This window comes from Kitasatospora sp. NPDC002522, assembly GCF_053595195.1.
In genome coordinates this window covers 138,099-160,330 of record NZ_JBSFXE010000005.1, presented here as the reverse complement: position 1 = coordinate 160,330, position 22,232 = coordinate 138,099, and the positions used below count along the sequence as shown (strand labels likewise).

The 22,232-nt window shown below is 73.8% G+C and carries 3 protein-coding genes; all 3 read left to right on the top strand.

From position 1 onward, the window contains the following. Nucleotides 1–3: 3 nt before the first annotated feature. The 3 genes from ACWD4U_RS05915 to ACWD4U_RS05905 all read left to right on the top strand — a co-directional run bounded on the left by ACWD4U_RS05915 (nt 4) and on the right by ACWD4U_RS05905 (nt 22,209). Nucleotides 4–17,463 (top strand): WXG100-like domain-containing protein, encoded by a 17,460-nt coding sequence (locus tag ACWD4U_RS05915; protein WP_363451500.1) that lies wholly within the window; start codon nt 4–6, stop codon nt 17,461–17,463. 128 nt (nt 17,464–17,591) lie between these two features. After that, entirely contained in the window at nt 17,592–18,005 is a 414-nt protein-coding gene (gene paaI / locus ACWD4U_RS05910; RefSeq protein WP_363451502.1) for a hydroxyphenylacetyl-CoA thioesterase PaaI, read from the top strand. 145 nt (nt 18,006–18,150) lie between these two features. After that, nucleotides 18,151–22,209: a bifunctional nitrate reductase/sulfite reductase flavoprotein subunit alpha gene (locus ACWD4U_RS05905; RefSeq protein ID WP_363451504.1), complete on the top strand. Its 4,059-nt coding sequence runs from the start codon at nt 18,151–18,153 to the stop codon at nt 22,207–22,209. Nucleotides 22,210–22,232: the final 23 nt, after the last annotated feature.

Sequence of the window (22,232 nt, the reverse complement as noted above, 5' to 3'; positions counted from 1 at the left end):
CCGATGGCTGTCGAACTCCCCGAGCCCCTCCAGTGGGTGCTGCTGCTGCTCGCGGGCTGCCGTTGGCCGGAGGCGGACGAGGACCAGCTCCGCGACATGGCCGACCACTGCCGCAAGACCGCCGAGGGCCTCAAGGACGCCACACAGGCGTCCGACGCCGCGATCAAGCGTGCGCTGGACGGCCAACAGGGTGTCGCCGCCGAGGCGTTGAACAAGTACTGGGCCAAGTTCGCCACCGGCAAGGGCACCCAGGAGGACCCCGGCTACCTGCCCGGCGCGATCAACTCGCTCAACGGCATGGGCGACATGCTGGAGCAGATGGCCAACTCCGCCGAGACCGCGAAGATCCAGATCATCGCGCAGCTCGGCATCCTCGCCTTCGAACTCGCCACCGCCGAGGCCGAGGCGCCGTTCACCGCGGGCGCCTCGCTGCTCGAGGTGCCGGTGATGATCGGGGCCAGCCGGGCGGTGGTCTCCACCCTGCTGAAGACCCTGCTCAAGGAAATGCTCCAGATGGCGGCCAAGCAGGCCGCCCAGATGGCCGCGATCAACCTGCTCGCCCAGGGCATCGAACTCGCCGAGGGCCACCGCAAGAGCATCGACATGAAGGAGCTCGGCCAGAACGCGCTCGGCGGCGCGGTCGGCGGTGCCTCCGGCCACCTGATCGGCAAGGGCATCGGCGGCGCGGGCAAGAAGCTCGGCATGGAGGGCGCGCTCAACTCCACGGCCGGCAAGATGGCCACCGGCGCGGCCGTCGGCGTCGGCGCGGACGTCTCCACCCAGCTCATCACCACCGGCAAGGTCGACGGCGAGTCGCTGCTCGGCTCCGGCCTCTCCGGCGGCGCGGGCGCGGGCCTGCACGCGGGCGCCTCCGCGATGAAGGGCCACGCGGCACCCCCGAAGCCCGCGGAGGCCCCGCACCTCGACCTGCCGAAGACCGGGACCCACGACGGTCCGCCCACCTTCAGCAAGTCCGGCGGCGCGTCCGGCGAAGGCGGTTACCACGGCCCGAGCGGGGACACCGGCGGCTCCGCCACGCGATCGGGCGGCGGCGGGAGCGGTTCCGCGACCGGCGGCGGCGCGGGGCTGGGCTCCGGTTCGGGCTCGGGTTCGCACTCGGGGACGGAGACGGCCGGTTCGGGCTCGGGTTCGGGTTCCGCTGCGGGCTTCGGCTCGGGAGCGGGCTCGCACGGCGGGACCGGTTCGGGTTCGGGCGAGTCGCAGGTGAACGGGCTGTCGCCGTTCGGCTCCTCGGGCGGTGGCAGCCACCCGGCACCGGCCACCCACGAGACGGGGACGGGCGGTTCGGGCGGTGCCACGCGCTCGGGCGGCAACGACACGCCGCCGCCGGTCGCGCACGAGTCGACGCCGCGTCAGGAGCCGGTGGCGCACGACCCGTTCTCGCCGAGTGGCGACCACGAGGGCGCTGCGCCGGGCGGGTCCCGGCACGAGTCGGCGGCGCCTCGGCAGGAGCAGCCCGCGCACGAGGGCGCAGCGCCGCGTCAGGAGCCGACGGGGGTGCGTCCGGACGCGACCCCGGCGCCGTCGCACGAGGCCACGCCGCGTCAGGACGCGCCTGCGCCGAGTCACGAGCAGTCGCCGCGGCCGGAGGCCACCACCCCGGTGGCCTCGCACGAGTCGACGCCGCGTCAGGAGCCGGTGGCCCACGAGCCGGTGGCGCAGCGTGGGGACCACGAGGGCGCTCAGCAGAGCCCGCCCCGGCAGGAGCAGCCCGCGCACGAGGGCGCTGCGCCGCGGCAGGAGCACCCGGCGCAGGAGCCCGTGGGGCAGCGCGGTGGTCCCGAGCCGACGGCCGCGCGGCCCGACAGCTCCCCGGCGCCGACCCACGAGCCGACGCCGCGTCAGGAAGCTCCCGTGTCGGGCCACGAGCGGTCGCCGCGGCCGGAGGCCACCACCCCGGTGGCTTCACACGAGCCGACGCCGCGCCAGGACGCGCCCGCGCCGAACCACGAGCAGTCGCCCCGGCCGGAGAGCGCTTCGGCTGCGCACGAGCCGACGCCGCGTCAGGATCCGGCGACGGTGCGTCCGGACACCACTCCGGCCCCCTCGCACGAGGCGACGCCGCGTCAGGAAGCTCCCGTGTCGGGCCACGAGCAGTCGCCGCGGCCGGAGGCCGCTCCGGTGGCCGCGCACGAGCCGACGCCGCGTCAGGAGCCGGTGGCGCACGACCCGGTGTCGCCGCGTGGGGATCACGAGGGAGCCCAGCCGGGCGGGGTCCGGCACGAGCAGCCCGCGCAGCACGAGAGCGGTGCGCCGCGGCAGGAGCCGCCCGCCGAGTCGGGCGGCTCGCGGCCGGCCGCGCCCGCGCACGAGCAGCCCGCGGCAGCCAACTCGGCTGCCGGGCACGGTGGTTCGCCGGCGCGTGAGAACGTGACCGAGTCGTCCGATGTGCCGCCGCAGCGCAGTGGCACGGGCCAGGTGCCCAACCTGTCCGGGGTGCTCGGCGGCGCCGGGCACCTGGCCGGGGCCGGAGGCAACACGCATCTCGACGGCGGCACCCGGATCTCGGGCGGGCAGACGGCCACCCGGCCGGCGCCCGAGGCGGTGCCGCACCAGGTGGTGCCCGACAGCGCCGCGTCCACCGTCCAGCAGCCGGCGGGCACTCCGCCGATGACGGGCGGCTTCATGCCCGGCCCGGTGGCCGGTGGCGGCGGCGGCCACAGCACGGGCGGCGGCCACAGCACGGGCGGCGGCCGCACGCCGTCCGCGCCCCGGCCGTCGACGCCGCGTCCGGCGGAGCCGACCCCGCAGCCCGGCGGCGGCACCATCCGCCCGGGGGCGGGCCGTAGCTCCGACAGCCATGTGCCGCCCCCGCCGCCGGCTCCGCCGCAGCACCGCGGGATCGACACCACGAACACCCGTGGCGCTCGTGACGAGCAGCTGCCGCCGCCTCCGCCGCCGGAGAACACCCGGATCCGGCCGGTCGACGAGCGGCCCACGCACGACGAGCTGGCGCAGTTGCACCAGCACCCGGACGGTCCGGCGCTGATCCACCCGCCCAAGGCGGACGCGGCGGCGCTCCAGCAGTACAAGAACGCCAACAAGTTCAACTTCCGGCTGACCGGCGAGCTGGAGACGGCCGCGAACTCGCTGCCGCACAGCTCGTGGGGGCGGCACGACTCGGGCAGCCGGCTGCCGGACGGCAGGCCGGACGTCAAGGTCAGCCCGTACTCCCAGTCGTTCAAGTCGCACCTCGACCCGCTGACCCTCAAGGCGCTGCACCCGGTCGCCGCCGGCGCGGTCACCCCGCACCTGCGCAACGAACTCGGCCCGGAGGCCCTGGCCTACCAGGGCAACCATGTGCTGGAGGAGGCCGGGAAGCTGGACTTCCGCACGCAGGAGCACTACCAGCAGCAGGAGGTCCGCCGGAACGTGCTGCAGCGGCTGGCCCACCAGGACGCCCAGCAGACCTGGCACCCGGTCGCCGAGCAGCACGTGACCGACCGCCTGGACGGCTCGACGTCCGCGATGGACGGCGTGCACCGCCTGCTGAACGGGCACGACGGACAGCCCGGCCACGACGGGATCGTGCTGGGCGAGTCGCACAACCAGTCGCCGAGCTGGCGCTTCCTCAACGACAACATGCACGACCTGAAGGCCGCGGGCGTCGACCGGATCTACGTCGAGTCGCTCCGCGACGACGCCTTCCAGCAGCACCTGGACGCGTTCCAGCGGCCCGGCGGCACCATGTCGCCGAACCTGGAGAAGATGCTCCACGCCTACGACCGGGCCCAGAACTCCCCGCCCGGCCACGGGCTCTACGACACGGTAGTGAAGGCGAAGGCCGAGGGCGTGACCGTCCACGCGGCGGACGGCTACCCGGCCCGGCGGCCGAACGAGGGCGGTCGGCAGGCGCTGGAGGAGCGCGCCCGGCTGCTGAACTCGTACATGAACCACGCGATTTCGGAAGGCGGTGGGTCGGGCAAGTACGTGCTGGTCACCGGCAAGGCGCACGTGCACGAGCACCCGAGCAGCACCGAGCACCGGATTCCCGGCGTGGCCGAGATGCTGGGCGCCCCGGCGGTGCGGCTCACCGACGCCGGACGTCCGAACCCGTCGGGTGCGCCGCACGACGCGTCGACGAACACCAACGCGGGGGACTTCCGCCTCGGGTACCTCGCCCCCGAGTCGACCGGGCACGACCCGGCGAACGCGGCCCCGCACCAGGGCGGCGACATCCCGCCGGCCCCGCCCGCGCCGCCCATGCAGCACCCCGGCGAGGGCAGCGGGGCGAACAGCACCCGGAGCCTCGGCGGCGACAACCCGCCGCCCCCGCCCGCACCGCCCACGCAGCACACCACCTCCAACTCCTCGTCCACCGGCCACAACCCGCCTCCGACCACCAGCCACACCGCACCGCCCACCACCAGCCACACCGCACCGCCCACCACCGGCCACAACGCGCCTGCCACCAACGGGCACAACACGCCTCCCGCCACAGGGCACGGCAGCACGTCGACGTCCGCGCACGACCAGTTCCTCGACCGGCAGAAGCAGGAGCGGGACGCCGAACTGCAGGCGCTGTCCGGCAAGTCGCCGGTGCGCGACGCGGTCGACCAACTCGGGGCCGAGCAGTGGTCGGTGGCGACGCCGCCGGCGAACACGGACCGGCTGCGCCAGGACCTGCCGACCATGTCGCCGCACGAGCGGGCCCAGGAGCTGGCCAACATGACGCCGGAGAACCGGCGTTGGCTGGCGCGGGACCCCCAGACGGTGGACGCGCTGAAGAACGGGCTGCCGCCGAAGGAGTTCGCCAGGACCGCGGCGGAGCTGATGGTCCACGTGGACCCGCGGGCGGAGCGCGCGGCCTCCGCGCGGCAGGAGGCGCAGCAGCAGATCGAGCGGATGCTCCAGGACCCGGAGACGACGGCGCGGCTGCTGAAGAACGGCGCGGACGTCGTGGTGGTGCCGAAGGACGTGCGGATGCCGGACGTCCCGGAGCTGAACAACCTGCGCGGCGTGCACAACAACTCGTCGGCGGGCGCCGGTCGCGGGTACGACGACATGCGCGGCTCGGGCGGGCGGCAATCGGCGGTCACCGAGGAGAACCTGCTCGGCGAGCACACCTCGATCGGGCACGGCGGGCACTACGACGACGGGTACTCCACCACCACCCACGAGTTCACCCACACCGTGCACCGGCATGGTCTGGACGCGAACGACCAGAAGCTGATCACCGACACCTTCAACCAGAAGGTGGGCGACCCGAAGGCGGCCTGGCCGGACGGCCCGCGGCACGACGCGAGCGGCAAGCCGGTGGACAACTACTCGTCGCGGGACGAGCAGGAGTACTTCGCGCAGGTCACCAACGCCTACCTGGGCACCAACCACGGCACCGACCCGTACACCGGCCAGCCGCGCAACAACGGCGCGGACTGGGTGCGGCAGAACGAGCCGGCCATGCTGCCGCTGCTGGAGAAGCTGTACGGCAAGGACCCGGGCGCGGTGCACGACGGGCACGCCAACCCGGTGCACGCCACCGACGCCGAGAACCACATGTACGAGGGCTTCCGGGACTTCATGGAGCGCGTCGACGGCGACGGGACGCAGCCGCCCGGCCACCAGCCGCCGACCGCTCCGCCGCCGCCCCCGCCGGCCGGCCACCAGCAGGCCAACCCCGGCCAGCACGGCTTCGGTTCGGCGCAGCACCTGCCGGCGCCGCCGCCGAAGGCACCGGGCGGCGGCAAGGCGGCCGACGACGGCTACTCGCACAAGATCGACGGCGAGAAGACCTTCGAGGCGATCAAGGACTTCCTGCCGGACTCCGCGGAGTTCGACAAGGTCAAGGACACGCTGAAGAAGTACGAGCGCTCGGAACTGGTCAAGGGCGACACCGACGCGATCATGGACGCCTACCGCCAGCAGAAGCAGCTTCACCTGGACCTGCTGCGCCGCCACGTGCCCGAGTCGCTCGACGGGGTGAACCACCGGCTGGACGAGATCGCCCGGGAGACCCCGGACCGGCAGGCCGAACTCGCCCACGAGAAGCGGAACCTGGAGACGGCGAAGGCCACGCTGGAGGACCAGCGGAACCGGATGGCCATCTACGACCACGAGTTCGCCCGGCTCAAGGGCGAACCCAAGGCCGGTACGCAGGCGTTCAAGGACCTGGAGGCCGCCCGCCGGCAGGCGGAGCCGCAGATCACCAAGGACGCGATCGCGCGGATCGAGCAGCAGCGCACCATCACCGGCGACCTGCGGAAGGAGGCCGACGCGCACCTCACCGACGCCGAGGCCGCCTACCAGGCCGAGAAGAAGAAGCGGGAGGACACCGGCGGCACGAAGGAGACCTCCGCGGAGTCGGCCGCGAAGACCACCCGGAACGTCTTCAAGAGCCGGGTCAAGGACCTCGAGCGCCGCGAGCAGGAACTCCAGGCCGACCTGACGGCGCGTCAGGACGCCCAGTCCGGGAAGTACGCGGCGACCCCGACCAAGCCGAAGAAGACCTCCGGTCACGAGGACATGGAGGGCGCGTACCGGGCCGCGTTCGGCTACTCGGACCACGGCGTGATGGCGGGCGAGCCGCACGCCGAGAAGACCGTGCGGCGGATGAAGGGCAACACGGTCAGCTTCACCGACGCGGTGGTCAACCGGAACCACGTCGTGGCCGACTACATGGTGCACAAGTACGTGACGGCGGCCGTGTTCAAGGCGCGGTCGTTCGGCGACGAGCACCGGACCGAGGCGTCGAGGACCTTCGCGGACTTCGCCGACACCATGGCACCCGACCAGCACCGGATCTTCGACTCGACCGGGAAGGCGGCCGCCAAGGCGCTCGGCAAGAACGGCCTGGAGCACGCCGCGCTGACCGTGCGCGACCTCGGCTACACCGCGAAGGACGTCGACCTGGGCAAGGCCTACGGCAACGACCGGCTGGAGTCCGCGTTCCACCCCGCGAAGACGGACGACCCGGCGAGCGCCGCCGCCGCCAAGCAGGAGGTGCAGCACCAGCTGACCCGGTCCGGCCTGGACGGCCCGGCCAAGGCGGAGTTCGACCGGTACGCGGACACCGTGGCGCGGTTCTCCGACGACCCGTCACCCCAGCACCTGGCGGAGATGAAGGGCGCCCTCGCGGACGTCCGCACCAAGGTCCGCGAGCAGGCCGTCGAGGACCTCGCCCTGGTGCACGGCGTTACCGGGCCCCGGCACCTGGACGACACCGTCGCGGCGGCCCGGCAGGCCGCCGCCGACCTGCCCGGCGGCCCGGGCGGGTCCCCGGCGCACGAGCGGCTCGCCGACCGACTCGACGACCTGGCGGGCGCCTACGACCGCCTCGGCCAGGACCGCCAGGACCTCAAGGGCCTCGCCCACGACCTGCGCAACGACCCCAACGCGGTGCGGCCCGAGCGGTTGACGGACCTTGCCGACCGGCTGCCGAACGAGCGGGACCAACTGCGCCGCGACGAGGTGCGCAACGAGCTCGACAAGGCGGGCGAGATCCTCAAGCCCGGCGGCAACCCGACCGCGAAGGCCGACGCCGCGGCCAAGTACCTGACCGACGCGGAGAAGCACATCGCGACGGTCGGCGAGCAGTACGGCGGCGCCTTCCCGCGGGCCGGCGCGGGGCAGAAGCACCCCGCGGGCCTGTTCGACCAGGCCGTGCAGGCCAAGGTCGAGGACGTGCCGAAGCTGATCGAGGAGATCACCGCCGGCCTGTCCAACAGCGCCTCCAACCTGCGCTTCGGCGACGAGCTGACCAACAAGTGGATCCAGAACTTCCTGGACCCGCACGTGGTCCGGGACCAGGACGTGCTGACCGCGGTCGCCAAGGGCCACCTGCCGCCCGAGGCGCTGTACTCGCCGCACACCCTGGACCTGCTGCGCGGACTGCGCAGCCTGGAGGACACCGGTCTGGTGCCGCGCGAGCTGCGCGACCTGATGGCGCCGAAGACCGAGGCCGACATGGTGGACCTCCACCAGCCCGGCCAGAAGCCCAGCGCCAGCGCCGTCAACATCGCCGACGAGCACGGCATGCTGACCCACGCGGGTGGTGAGACGCCGGTCTCCTCCTCCGGCGACTTCACGCGGCAGCCCGGGCAGTCGGCGAAGCCGGTGGTGGGCTCCGAGGCACTGCACGACCCGGCCCGGGACGCCCTTCCGGGCGCCGAGGGCCGCGAGATCGGCGCCACCCCGCCCCCCGCCACGCCCCGGCCGCAGACCCCGCACGGCGACCTGCCGCCGGCGTCCCAGGACACCGACGTGTCGATGGGCTCGCCGGACCACGACACGCCGACGCCCTCGCAGGGCCACGACGTGCCGATGGCGTCGCAGAGCCAGGACCAGTCGATGGCCTCGCAGCAGACGGTCCGTCCGGAGAAGCGCCGCGTGGACCCGGACGACGACACCCTGATGACGGACGCGCCGGCGCCCAAGCGCCGGGCGACCGAAGCGGTGCCCCCGCCCCCGCCCCCGCCGCCGGTCGCCCACCCCGCCGCGACCGACCACCAGGGCGCGGGCGCACACGCCTTCGGCTCGCTCCCGTCGCCCCCGCCGCCGGTCGCCGGGCACGGCACCGGTGCGCCCGAACACCGGCAGTCCCGTTCGATGGACGTCGACGAGCCCGCGCCGACCGTCCCGCACCAGCGCGACGCGGACGGCGACACCGTCATGCACGAGCCGCCCGGTTCGAACGACCGCAAGCGCGGGCGCGACGACGAGGACGACCAGCCCGCCCCCGACCGGGAGCCGAAACGCCGCCGGACGCCGTCGTACGAGAACACCGACGGCGTCATGCACGACCGCGGGTACCAGGCGGTCGACGCCCGGCACCCGCTGACGCAGGACCTGGTGGGCTACCTCGGCGGCGCGCCCAAGGTGCACCCGCCGATGAGCTCCTCGCTGCTGCAGAAGGTCAACCCGCACGCCGCGCCGGTGCACCCGGCCGACGGCTTCCGGGCCGGCAACGACCTGAACGCCTGCCTGGAGAACGTCGAGGCGTACCGGGACACCCACTTCGGCCGTCCCCGGGTCTCCGGGCAGACGCTGCACGGCACCGTGGAGCCGATCCCCGGCAACACGCTGTGGAAGCGGCACGACGGCCCCGCGCTGTTCGGCGAGGGCGACACCGCGGTCCAGAAGCTGATGGAGAAGGTGCAGGCCGGCGGGCCGGGCAGCTTCGCCACCGTGCTCGGCGCGAGCAAGGAGGGCGGCGCCGGCCACGCGGTCGCGCTGGTCCACGACCGCGACGGGCGGCTGCGCTGGGCCGATCTGACGGACCGCAAGGTCACCCCCGCCACCGGTGGGATGCCGGAGAACTTCCGCTCCGACTGGACGGTGTGGGCGTCGGTCGCCGACCCGCACGAGAACAACATCTCGGGCCCGCACGACCCGAACTTCATGGACACCTACTCCACCTTCACCCGGCCCCCGGGCGAGCACGCCCCGGAGCCGATGGACGTCGACGACTTCGGCACCGTGCCGCCGTCCGAGGCGGTCGGCAGGTTCACCGGGCACCCGGACCCGCAGGCCGCCCGGGTCGCCGAGGACCGGATGGTGGCGCTGCAGACCCACACCGAGCAGATCTACGAGCAGATCCAGACCAGCCTGGGCCGGCTCGCCCTCGGCGAGGAGGGCCTCACCGGCCGCCCGGACCGCACCGCGGAGGACCTGCAGTACAACCTGTGGTCCGGCCCGGAACGCTGGGCCGCCGACCCGAAGCTCGGCCCGCGCTACGGCTCCACGGTGGAGCAGACCGGCGAGTACCAGGCGCACCACGCGCCCGGGTTCACCATGGACCAGACGGCGTACCACTACGACGCCCTGGACCAGCTCAAGGGCGCCGGCTACCCGGACTCCCGGCCGCCGAAGGACCCCGAGTACCAGAAGCAGCTGGTCGACTGGCTGAAGCAGAACGAGGCCGACGGCATCCCGTACGACCCGCAGGCGGTGGAGCGCAAGTTCCGCGAGCTGCGCGACGGCACCACCGACCGGGACCACGAGGTGCACGACGGCGTCACGCCGTCCGGCCACCCCGAGGTACTGGTCAACCCGCACGGCACCCAGTTCCGCAACGCCTGGGACATCGCCTCGGACTCGGTCGCCGAGAACGCCGCGAAGGCGATGGCCCCCGTGCGCAGTTACGGCCTGGACGAGCCGAACGCCGCGGGCTCCGGCACCGCGCACCCCGCGCCGGACGGCACGGTGCAGGCCCGGCAGGAGATCCCGATGGTGATCCGGGCCACCGACGAGGTCGCCGGGACGCTCCGCGACAACGTCCAACTGCGCCACGAGATCGCCCGGTTGGCGGGCGACGAGCAGACCCGGCACGAGCTGACCGTGCTCGCCGCGCAGGCCGGCCACGGCGTCCAGCAGTTCCAGGACGGCGCGCACCTGCTGGAGACCGGCCGGCGCCCCGAGGAACGCGCCGACAGTGCCCGGCAGATGCTCGATGGCCGCAACCAATTCCTGGACTCCATCCGGGAGTTCGACGCCAAGCTGAAGGGCCAGGAGCTGCCGGCGGCGGACGGCGGCCACGGCAACGCCGCCGAGTGGCTGAAGAACTTCGAACAGCAGGGCGCCGAACGGGGCTTCGGCTCCAAGCCGTCCGAGACCCAGGTGCTGGACGACCACGCGGGCAGCACGCCGGAGCCCACGGCCCGGCCGGAAGGCCAGCCCGAGGGCCGGACCTCGCCCACCGACCGGCCCGACGGGCCGGAGGACGGCGGGTCCGGCCCGACGCCGCCGCGCCCCGGTGGCGGATCCCCCGTCGGCCCCGCCGGCGGCGGCACCCACCCGGGCGGCGGCGCCCCCCGCGCCCGCTCCCACTCCGCCCCGCCCGAACTCGGCACCCGCACCACGACCCCGAGCCGCGGCAGCGACACGCCGCGCCCCACCGCGGACACCCGCACCGGCCCGGGCCCCGAGACCCGCCGCGAGGGCGGCACCGAGACCCGCACCGAGACGGGCCCGGCACCGCGAGTCGAGTCACGGCCCGAGACGCGTGCGGAGACGCGCACCGAGACCCGTCCGGAGACTCGCACCGAGGCGGGCCCCGAGACCCGCTCCGAGACGGGCCCGGAGCCGCACACCGAGACCCGTCCCGAGACTCATACAGAGACCCGCTCTGAGACGCGTCCCGAGACGGGCCCTGAGCCGCGCACCGAGATGAGCCCCGAGCCTCACGTCGAGCAGGAGGGGACCGTTCCGGCGCCGACGGCTTCGCGGGAGTTCCCGCCGGCCGGGCCGTTGGTGAAGGTGGACGGGGACGGGCTCTGTCTGCTGCACTCGCTCGCCGTGAGCGCTCCCGAGCTGGTCGCGGCGCGGACGGCGGGGACCGGTGGTGCGGCCCGGCGGTTGCAGGCCGTGGTCGAGGACCACTTCCGGGAGTTGCCGCCGGAGGCCTGGCCGACCGAGGTGGTGGCCAACTACCGCGGTCACCTGCTCGGCCGCGCGAACCTGAGCAGGGACGAACTGATGGCCTACCTGCCGGCCGACGCCCGCGCGAACTTCGCGGCCGCGCCGCTCCCGGAGCTGCACGAGATCGTCGGCGAGCACCTCACCGACAACGCGCCGCCGCCGTCGGCGCGCGAGCGCGAGGCGCTGATGCAGACCGTCCAGCACTGGGAGGCCCGCTGGCTGACCACCGAAGGCGAGATGCTCCCGGCGGCCGCCGCCCACGCGCTGGGCCTCAGCCTGCGGGTGCTCGACCACGACGGCACCACGCGGGCCGTGTTCGGGCCGGCGGACGGTCGGCAGGTGACGGTGTATCACCAGGGCAACCACTACGACGGCAGCCAGCCGCCGCCGGCCCCGGCGACCACCCACACACCCGCCGTCACCCCGGAGGGCGCGAAGAACGCCGTTCCGGAGAAGGCCGGCGAGAAGCCGCCCGCGACGCCCGAAACCGGGAAGCAGCCGCCGCACACCCAGGAGCCGGAGCAGAAGCCGAACGGTCAGGAGCCGGAGCAGAAGCCGAACGGTCAGGAGCCGGAGCAGAAGCCGAACGGCCAGGAGTCCGAGCAGCAGTCGCACACCCAGCAGCCGGAACCCCAGCCGTCGCACCCCGCGCAGGACCCGTCGCAGCAGCCCCCGGTCGGGCCGAAGACGATCACGGGGAACGACCTGGTGGTCGGGCTGACCGAGCACGAGACGGCCGTCCGGGAGAAGGTCATCGACGTGCTGGCCCGGACCGTGCCGGGCGATCGCGCGGCGGCGCGGGCGTTCGCGGACGCGCATTTCGGCCCGGCGACGCTGCGGCCGATGCTCAGCGCGCTCTCCAAGGGCGAGGTGTGGACGGCGCCGTTCGAGGGCAACGGCTGGAGCGGCAGCGTGAAGCTGCGCGGCCAGGTCACCGAGTCGACGCACCTGCGCACCGAGAAGATCGAGTTCGAGAACGGCGCGGACCGGACCGTGGCGACCGGCACCCACCACGACTCGCAGTGGCAGTACAACATCGGCGTGCAGGCCCGGCATTCGGCCGGCGGTACCGAACCCTCCGAGCTCGCGGCGTACTTCCACGACCGCGGCCAGGGCGAGGTCAACCTCGACCTCGGCGGCATGGTGGCCCGGTCGAAGACCTCCGTGTCCGCCGACGTGTTCAAGTCGACGATGCGGTTGGAGCTCGACTTCGGCGACCTGCGCCACGATCACAGCGAGGTGCACACCGGATCGGGCGGGCGCACCGAGACGGTCGACCTGGGCCTGACCGTCGCCGTCCCCAAGCACCCTGACGCCACGTCAGCGGGCGACCAGCGGACGCCCCCGCAGCGGCTGCTGGACGGCCGGGTCGGCGGACAGGAGATCGTGCTGGACCTGGCGCCGCGCGGTGGCGGCAACGACCACCGGCCGGTGGAGGCGCTGCTCGACCACGTGGACGCGGCCGCCAAGCAGGAGTTCGGCAAGGACTGGCCCGCGATGCGGGAGAAGGTCCTCGCCGAGGTCGACTTCGCCCGTCTCCAGCGGGACCTGAAGTCCATGACGGCCGGTGAACCGGTCACCGTCAAGCTGACCGGTCGGCGCGGGCAGCCGCTCGGCCGGGTCGAGATCACCGCCCGGGTGGGCGAGTTGCACCAGAGCGGTACCACCAAGGAGACCGAGTTCAACATCGGCACCACGGTGCAGCAGGTGCGCAGCTCGGCGAACACCCGTGGCAACGCGGGCCAGTTCGCGCTGGGGAACGTGCTGAAGCCGGCGCCCGCACTGATGGGCGTGGGCGGTGCGGGGCGGCTCGGCGGCGACCGGGTCGAGATCTCGGGCGACAGCCGGGTCTCCCAGCTGACCAGCAAGTCGAAGGTGCCCGGCGTCCTCTACGACGGGCCCGTGCACTTCGAGTTGGCGTTCAACGGCAAGAGCGAGACGCACGCGGCGGGCTCGGCCGACGTCAAGCTGCTGGTGGACCGCGCGGACACCACCCCCGTGGCCTCGACGACCGAGCCGAAGTCCGAGTCGAGCGCGGAGCCGAAGTCCGAGCCCAAGTCCGAGTCGGTCGCGGAGCCGACGTCCGAGCCGAAGTCCGAGTCGAGCGCGGAGCCCAAGTCCGAGCCCAAGTCGGAGGCGAAGCCCGAGGAACCGGCGGTGCACGAGGTCGTCAGCCCGCCGGAGTCGGTCTGGCACGGCGGCGACGACCGGGGCGGACTGGGCGAGACGGTCGTGGTCCGGGACCTGGAGAGCACGGCCGCGCTGCGCACGGCGGTGGACGCCGAGGGCCGGGCGCGGTTCGGCGACGACTGGGACGCCGTCCGCGACCAGGTGCTGCAGGGGTTCAGCCAGCCGAACCTGGCCTCCAAGCTGACCGGGATGACCCGCGGTGAGGCGCTGGAGGTGAAGGTCCCCGGCAAGGAGAGCCTGGTGGTCCGGGCCGTGGCGAGGGTCGAGTCGATGACCTACCGCCGCGAGGACGGCAAGGCCGAGCTCAACACGCTGAACGAGACCAGCGCGTTCAGCGTGGACCGGCGGCTGCTGTCGCGCACCGGCGCCGCCAACGGCCAGCTCGGCGGCAGCGTCGTCAAGGGCACGCCCGGCGCCGACCTGGCGGCCACCGTCTCGGGTCAGCAGCGTGACCGGGTCGGCGGGCAGGGCCGGCAGGCCGACCGGGTGTACGCCAACGGCAAGTACAGTGCCCCGCAGGTCATCTACGGGGCCGACCTGGCGGTGGACGTGCACTTCGGCCGGCCGGGCGAGAAGAACGCCTCGCAGATCTCGGCGCCGGTGCGGGTCGAGGTGGGCGTGGACGCCCGGGACACCGTCAAGGTCCAGGTGCCGCGCAGCGACGACAGCACGGTCTCCTTCAAGCCGCCGACCGAGCCCGCCGAGTCCACGGCGACCGGCCGGGACGACGCCCGCCGCGACGGGGTGGAGATCGAGCGCCCCGCCGCGCCGCACACCGCGCCGCGCCGGATGCGCGAGCAGCACGAGCTGAACGCCTCCTACGTGGTGCACAGCCTGAGCGGTGCCGACAAGGTGCGGACGGCGGTGGAGGACGCGGTCCGCTCGAAGTACGGCGAGCCGTCCGAGGAGGTCAAGCAGCGGCTGGACGCGACCTTCGACCGGATCGCGCTCAAGACCAACCTGTCCCAGCTCACCCGCGGCGGAAAGCTCACCGAGACGGTCTCCGGCACCACCTGGAAGGCCGAGGTCACCGTCACGGCCCGGCTGGAGGACTCCACCTACCACTCGAAGGCGGACAAGTACGAGTTCGAGTCCGGCACCCGTACCTCCAGCGGCCAGGGCAACGTGCGCGATCGCCGCGAGCGGCTGGACGCCGGCGGGCGGTTCGCGGTGCGGACGCCGGTGCTGAACGTGGCGGGCGCCTACACCCACCGGATGGACCGCAGCTACGCCAACGGCGCGGAGACCGTCGGCTCGACCTCGAACCGCGGCAAGCACGTCGAGCCGGCCGTGTTCTTCGACGTCCACACCGCGTACGACGTGAAGGTCGAGTTCAAGCGGCTGAACGTCTCCGACGGCTCGCACACCCAGAAGGTGGACACCGTCGCCCGGGTGGCCGTCCCGATGCGGGACGCCGAGCCGGCGTCCGGTCCGGTCGAGCGGACCACCACGAAGCAGCCGAAGAGCTTCGTGGAGGGACGGCGACTGGACTCCTCGGCGATCGTCACCGACGTGCACGCGCTGCCGGGGACGCACGCCGCCGCCGGGCCCCGGCGGACGCTGGGCGAGTCGGTGCTCTCCCAGGTGGAGTCCGGCTGGAAGCCCGGCAAACTCCGCCGGAAGACCGAACAGCCGGAGGGGCAGCCGAAGTCGGAGCGCAACCCGTTCGGCAGCGACTGGTCGGGAATCCGCCGCAAGCTGGACGAGGAGCTCACCCCCGACAAGCTGCAGTCCCGGCTGAAGGGCATGACGGCCGGGGACGAGATCGTGGTGCGGCACGGGCGGACCACCGTCCGGGTCGGCGCGGTGCTGCGCGACCGGATGGAGCACCTGGGCGAGTCCGGGACCACCGAGTTCAACGCCGGCACCGACGTGCAGCGCTCCTTCGCCGGGACCCAGGGCACCGGCACCGGACACCAGGGCCTGTTCGGGCTGAGCGGTGCCGCGCCGATTCCGGGCGCGCCCGTCTCGGTGACCGCCGGTCTGACCGGCACCGGCGGCGGGGGCCACGACCACGTCGAGGTGCGCAACAGCAGCACCTCGGCCGGTACGGCCACCAAGGCCAAGCTGCCCGGCAGCGCCTACAAGGGCGAGGCGGAGCTGCAGTTCACCATCTCCCGGCGGCCGTTGATCGGCGCTCAGGTCTTCCAGCGGCGCACCGCGACGATCGGCTTCGAGACCATCGTCGAGTCGGGCGAGACCGTGCCGGTCTCCTCGAAGCCGGCCGGCGAGCAGCCCGCCGTGGAGATGCCGCCGCGGACCGTGCCGGCCCAGGCGCCGGAGTCGGTCGGCGTCCCGGTCCCGCCGGAGCGGGTGTGGCAGACCGGTCTGCGCGACACCGACGTGCTGCGCTGGCTGGGCGACGTCGGCGGCGTCCAGGACCTGGTGCGGCTGCGCGGCCCCGAGTACTTCGGCAAGAAGACGTGGGAGGAGATGGCGCCCCAGGTCGGCACCATCACCTCGCACAGCCACCTCTCCGCGCTGTTCGGCCCCGCCAGCCAGGGCGCCGAGGTGTCGGCGACCGTTCCCACCAACCGGGTGACGCTCGGCGGCGGCAAGGGGGTGGAGGTCGGTATGAAGGTCATCTCCCTCGAGCACCGGACCAACGACGACGCGGTCGAGCTGAGCCCGGCCAACACGCTCGGGGCCGGCACCGCGCACTCGGACCTGTCGTCGAAGAACGGGGGCGTCCAGGGCCAGGTCGGTGCGAGCGTCACCGGGACCGTCAGCAACAACCCCGGGATCACCGGCGGCGCCCAGCGGCTGTGGCGCGACGGCGGCAGCCACGCCGACTCCGGCCAGATCGTCTCCAACGGCAAGTTCGCCACTCCGATGGCGCGCTACCAGGGCCATGCCGAGGTCGAGGTGACGCTCTTCGACGGGAACCGGAACCCCGTCAAGGAGAAGGGCGTCATCCCGTTCACCGTCGACATCCCGCTGTCGGAGACCACCAAGTCCGAGGTGCCGGGCGACCACTACCTCGCCTTCACCGGGGAGCAGCGGTCCGGCGAACTGCGCTTCGGCGAGGACTCCGGGCTGCTCGGCGACGTCCACCAGGCCGTGCACGGCGACCGCGGGCCGGTCGACCCCGCCGGCCGGACGCCCGCCGAGCGGGAGCAGTTGACGGGCACGGCGCGCCTCGGCCGGGCCGTCTACGACCGGGAGTTCACCGCGGGCACCGACGCCGGGCGGGCCCACATCCAGGCCACCCACCGGCTGGTCGAACTCTCCGGCGGGTCCTCGGCCTCCGCCTCCTCCCTGCTGGGGGACCTGCTCGGCACTCCCGAGGGGGCCCCGCTGAAGGCGGAGGAGGCGCGCAAGGTGCTCGACTTCGTGGAGCGGAAGTCGGCCGACGGGCCGGTCACCCTCGACGACCTGGTCGCCGGGGCGCACGACGGCTGGCCCGCGCACGAGCCGTACGACGTCCACCGCGAGGCGTGGACCGACCACGGCCCTGCCAGCGAACTGGTCACCGCCGCGATGGCGGCGGCCGCGGACGCCGCCCGGCCGCTGGTCCAGGGCGGGCTGCCGCCGCTCGGCCGGCTCTACCTCACCGTCGCCGGCGAGGGCGCCGGGCTGCCGCTGCGTCAGGAGTTCGAGCTGAACGGCGACCCGGCGGAGCAGATCCGGACCATCGAGGAGGCCACCTACCTGAAGCCGGGCACCCGGCCCGGCGAGGTCACCGTCCGACTGGCCGGGGCGTCCGAGGCGGGCCACGACTGGGACTTCCGGGTCACCGCCCGCCCCGAGGGCAGCCGCGAACTGACGGTCCGGCACCGGAAGCCCGCGGACGACGCGCAGCCGGACGACCCGACCCGGACCGCCGCCGCGGCGAGCGTCACGGCGGCGAGCAGCTTCGTCGCGGGGCGGACCGGGGCACCGGAGGGGGCCGTCTGAGGGCCGCCCTTCCGTCCGCGCCGCAGGTGTTCCGCGGCGCGGACGGGAGGGAATGCGGACGTTGACAGCCGATCGATCCGGTCGGTCTAATGCTGACGCCCGGGAACGGGCAGCTCACGGGGGGAGTCATGGTGGGGAATTCGAGGATCGAAGCACTGTTCGAACGCGACCGGGCCTGTCAGGGCGCGGGCATCGCGATCGAGGAGGTCGGCTCGGGGCGGGCGGTGGCCCGGATGAAGGTCACCGAGGAGATGGCCAACGCGCACGGCATCGGGCACGGCGGCTACGTCTTCCTGCTCGCCGACGCCGCGTTCTCGTACGCCTGCAACAGCTACGGGCCGGTGACGGTCGCGCAGGGCGCGCAGATCACCTTCCTCGCGCCCGCGCAGCTCGGCGAGGAGCTGGTCGCGGAGGCGGTGGAGCGGGCCAAGGCGGGGCGGCAGGGCGTCTACGACGTGACGGTGCGGACGGCCGGGGGCCGGACCGTCGCGGAGTTCCGCGGCCAGAGCACGATGATCGCCGGGGCGCCGCACAGCGACTGACCGGCGCCGGCCGCACACCCTCACGGACCTCCGGGGATCGGTGTGCGGCCGGTGTAACCCCCGGCCACCGGCCGCGGAGACACCCGCGAAATGCGCTCTTCCTACAGTCACCACAAGCAGGTGCAGGTCGAACGGAAGGGCTCCCGTGGCCGGTCAGGTGGTGCAGGACGCAGGGACGCCGGAGCGGACCGGGCAGGTCAGGTCGGTGTGCTCCTACTGCGGGGTGGGCTGCGGCCTGCTCCTGGACGTCGGCAGCGGCCCGGACGGCAGACGGACGGTGCTGCGCGCCTCCGGCGACCCGGCGCACCCGGCCAACCGCGGCCGGCTCTGCACCAAGGGAGCCACCACCGCGGACCTGCTCGCCGCACCCGGACGGCTCGACACCGCGCTGGTGCGCACCGTCCGCGGCGAGGAGCCGGTGGCCACCCCGGTCGCCGACGCCATCGCCGCGACCGGCCGCCGGCTCCGCGCGATCGTCGACGAGCACGGCCCGGACGCGGTGGCGCTGTACGTCTCGGGCCAGCTGAGCCTGGAGGCGCAGTACCTGGCCAACAAGCTGGCCAAGGGGTACCTGCGCACCAACCAGATCGAGTCCAACTCCCGCCTGTGCATGGCCAGCGCGGGCACCGGCTACAAGCTGTCGCTGGGCGCGGACGGCCCGCCCGGCTCGTACCGGGACCTCGACCTGGCCGACGTCTTCCTGGTGATCGGCTCCAACATGGCCGACTGCCACCCGATCCTGTTCCTGCGGATGATGGACCGGGTCAAGGCCGGCGCCAAGCTGATCGTGGTCGACCCGCGGCGGACCGCCACCGCCGCCAAGGCCGACCTGTTCCTGCAGATCGAGCCCGGCACCGACCTGGCGCTGCTGAACGGCCTACTGCACCTGCTGGTGGAGAACGGGCACACCGACGAGGAGTTCATCGCCCGGCACACCGAGGGCTGGGAGTCGATGCCGGAGCTGCTCGCCGACTACCCGCCCGCCCGGGTCGCCGAACTCACCGGCCTGGCCGAGCAGGACCTCCGGACCGCGGCCCGACTGATCGGCGAGGCGGGCGAGTTCACCAGCCTGTGGACGATGGGCCTGAACCAGTCCACCCACGGCACCTGGAACACCAACGCGCTGGTCAACCTGCACCTGGCCACCGGCACCATCTGCCGCCCCGGCAGCGGCCCGTTCTCGCTCACCGGCCAGCCCAACGCGATGGGCGGCCGCGAGATGGGCTACATGGGCCCCGGCCTTCCCGGGCAGCGCAGCGTCCTCGCCCCCGCCGACCGGGAGTTCACCGAGCGGGTGTGGGAGCTGCCGCCCGGCACCCTCCGCGCCGACGGCGTCGGCCGGGGCACCGTCGAGATGTTCCAGCAGCTCGCCGAGGGCGACATCAAGGCCTGCTGGATCATCTGCACCAACCCGGTCGCCTCGGTCGCCAACCGGCGCACCGTCATCGCCGGCCTGGAGCGCGCCGAATTCGTCGTCGCCCAGGACGTGTTCACCGAGACCGAGACCAACGCCTACGCCGACGTGGTGCTGCCCGCCGCGCTGTGGACCGAGACCGAGGGCGTGCTGATCAACAGCGAACGCAACCTCACCCTCGCCCAGCCCGCCGCCGACCCGCCCGGTGAGGCGCTGCCCGACTGGCGGATCATCGCCGACGTCGCCCGCGCCATGGGCTACGCCGACGGCTTCGACTACGACAGCGCCGAGCAGGTCTTCGAGGAGCTCAAGCGCTTCCACAACCCGGCCACCGGCTACGACCTGCGCGGCGCCGACTACGCCCGGCTGCGCGAGACCCCCGTGCAGTGGCCCGCCGCCGACCCCGACGGGCCCGACCGCAACCCGATCCGCTACCTGCGCGCCGACGGCACCCCGCACTTCCCCACCCCCGGCGGCCGGGCCGTCTTCCACCCCCGCCCGCACCTCGACCCGGCCGAACTCCCCGACGACGACTACCCGTTCGTCCTCAACACCGGCCGGCTGCCGCACCAGTGGCACACCCTCACCAAGACCGCGAAGGTGGCCAAGCTCGCCAGGCTCAACCCCTCCCCGTTCGTCGAGATCCACCCCGCGGACGCCGCCGCGCTCGGCATCGCCGACGGCGACGGCGTCGAGGTGGCCTCCCGGCGCGGCCGGGCCGTGCTGCCCGCCACCGTCACCGACCGGGTCCGGAAGGGAAGTTGCTTCGCACCGTTCCACTGGAACGACCTGTTCGGCGAGTACCTCAGCGTCAACGCCGTCACCAGCGACGCCGTCGACCCGCTCTCCTTCCAGCCCGAACTCAAGTACTGCGCGGTCGCGTTGACCAAGGTGCCGACCCCGGCCGCGACGCCTGCGGCACCCGCCGCCCCGGTACCCGCGACCGCGTCCGCCGAGGTCGCCGCCGGCGCGGTGTTCGGCCTGGAGGTCGGCGCGCCGCCGGTGCTCAGCGAGGTCGAACGGCAGTACCTGGCGGGCTTCCTGGCCGCCATCCCGACCGGGCGACCGGGCGTGCCCGTGCTGCCCGTGGACGCGCCGTTCGGAGCCGGGCACGCCCAGTGGGTCAACGGCGCGCTGGCCGGCCTCTACTCGCGCACCGAACCGGCCGCCGCCACCACGCCCGTCCGGCAGGTCCTGGTGCTGTGGGCTTCGCAGACCGGCACCGCCGAGGAGTTCGCCGCCACCGCGGCTGCCCGGCTGCTGGCCGGCGGCCACCCCGCCGCGCTGCTCGCGATGGCCGACGCCGACCCCGCCGCGCTGCCCGCCGACGCCGACCTGCTGCTGATCACCAGCACCTACGGCGACGGCGACGCCCCCGACAACGGCGCCGACTTCTGGGACGCCCTCAGTGCCACCGAACCCGCCCGGCTGGACGGCCGCCGCTACGCCGTCCTCGCGTTCGGCGACTCCGCCTACCAGGACTTCTGCGGCCACGGCCGCCGCCTCGACACCCGGCTCGCCGAACTCGGCGCGCACCGGCTCGCCCCGCGCGCCGACTGCGAACCCGACTACGAGAACACCGCCAACGGCTGGCTCGACGGCGTCCTCACCGCCCTGCGCGAGACCCCGGCGGCCCCGGCCCCCGTGCCCGCCCCCACTGGCGGTCGCCGGGCCCCGGCCGCCACCGCCCGCCTGGTCGGCAACCGGCTGCTCAGCGGCACCGGCTCCGGCAAGGAGGTGCGGCGCTTCACCTTCGACACCCGCGAGATGGAACGCCCGCTGGAGTACGCCACCGGCGACGCGCTGGCCGTCCACCCCGTCAACTCGGCGCAGCTGGTCCAGGAGTGGCTGGCCGTCACCGGCCTGTCCGCGGACGCCGCGGTGACCCTGCCGTCGGTCGGCGAGCTGCCGTTCGGCGAGGCGCTCGCCCGGCACCTCGACATCACCCGGGTGAGCCCCGCGCTGCTCCGCTTCACCGCCGAACGCACCCGCGACGACCGCGAGTTGCGGGCCCTGCTGCGCGCCGACAACACCGACGCGCTGGCCCGCTGGACGTGGGGCCGGCAGGCCGTCGACGTGGCCGCCGAGTTCGCCGTCCGGGCCGGGGCCCAGGAGTGGGCCGAGGTGTTCGGCCGGCTCCAGCCCCGCCAGTACTCGATCTGCTCCAGCCCGCTCACCGACCCGGACCTGGTGTCGCTGACCGTCTCCGTGGTGCGCTGGGAGAACCTCAAGGGCCAGGCCCGCGGCGGCGTCTGCTCCACCCACCTGGCCGACGCCGAGACCGGCGCGGCCGTCCCCGTCCACCTCCAGCGCACCGCGCACTTCCGCCCGCCCGCCGACCCCGCCACCCCCATGATCATGGTCGGCCCCGGCACCGGCGTCGCCCCGTTCCTCGGCTTCCTGGAGGACCGCCGCGCCCGCGGCCACCGCGCCCCGAACTGGCTGTTCTTCGGGGAGCAGCACCGCGCCACCGACTTCTACTACCGCGAGGAACTCACCGACCACCTCGCCGCCGGTACCCTCAGCCGCCTCGACACCGCCTTCTCCCGCGACCAGCGCGCCAAGATCTACGTCCAGGACCGGATGCGCGAGCACGGCCACCAGCTCTGGTCCTGGCTCCAGGACGGCGCCCACTTCTACGTCTGCGGCGACGCCTCCCGGATGGCCAAGGACGTCGACCACGCCCTCCGCGAGATCGCCACCGCCCACGGCGGCCTCACCATCGAGGACGCCGCCGCCTACGTCAAGCAACTCGCCACCGACAAGCGCTACGTCCGCGACGTGTACTGACCGCCCCACGTCAACTCTCGCTG

Coding starts and splice junctions, on each gene's coding strand:
- ACWD4U_RS05915 (WP_363451500.1), top strand. CDS start 4: ATGGCTGTCGAACTCCCCGAGCCCCTCCAGTGGGTGCTGCTGCTGCTC.
- paaI (WP_363451502.1), top strand. CDS start 17,592: ATGGTGGGGAATTCGAGGATCGAAGCACTGTTCGAACGCGACCGGGCC.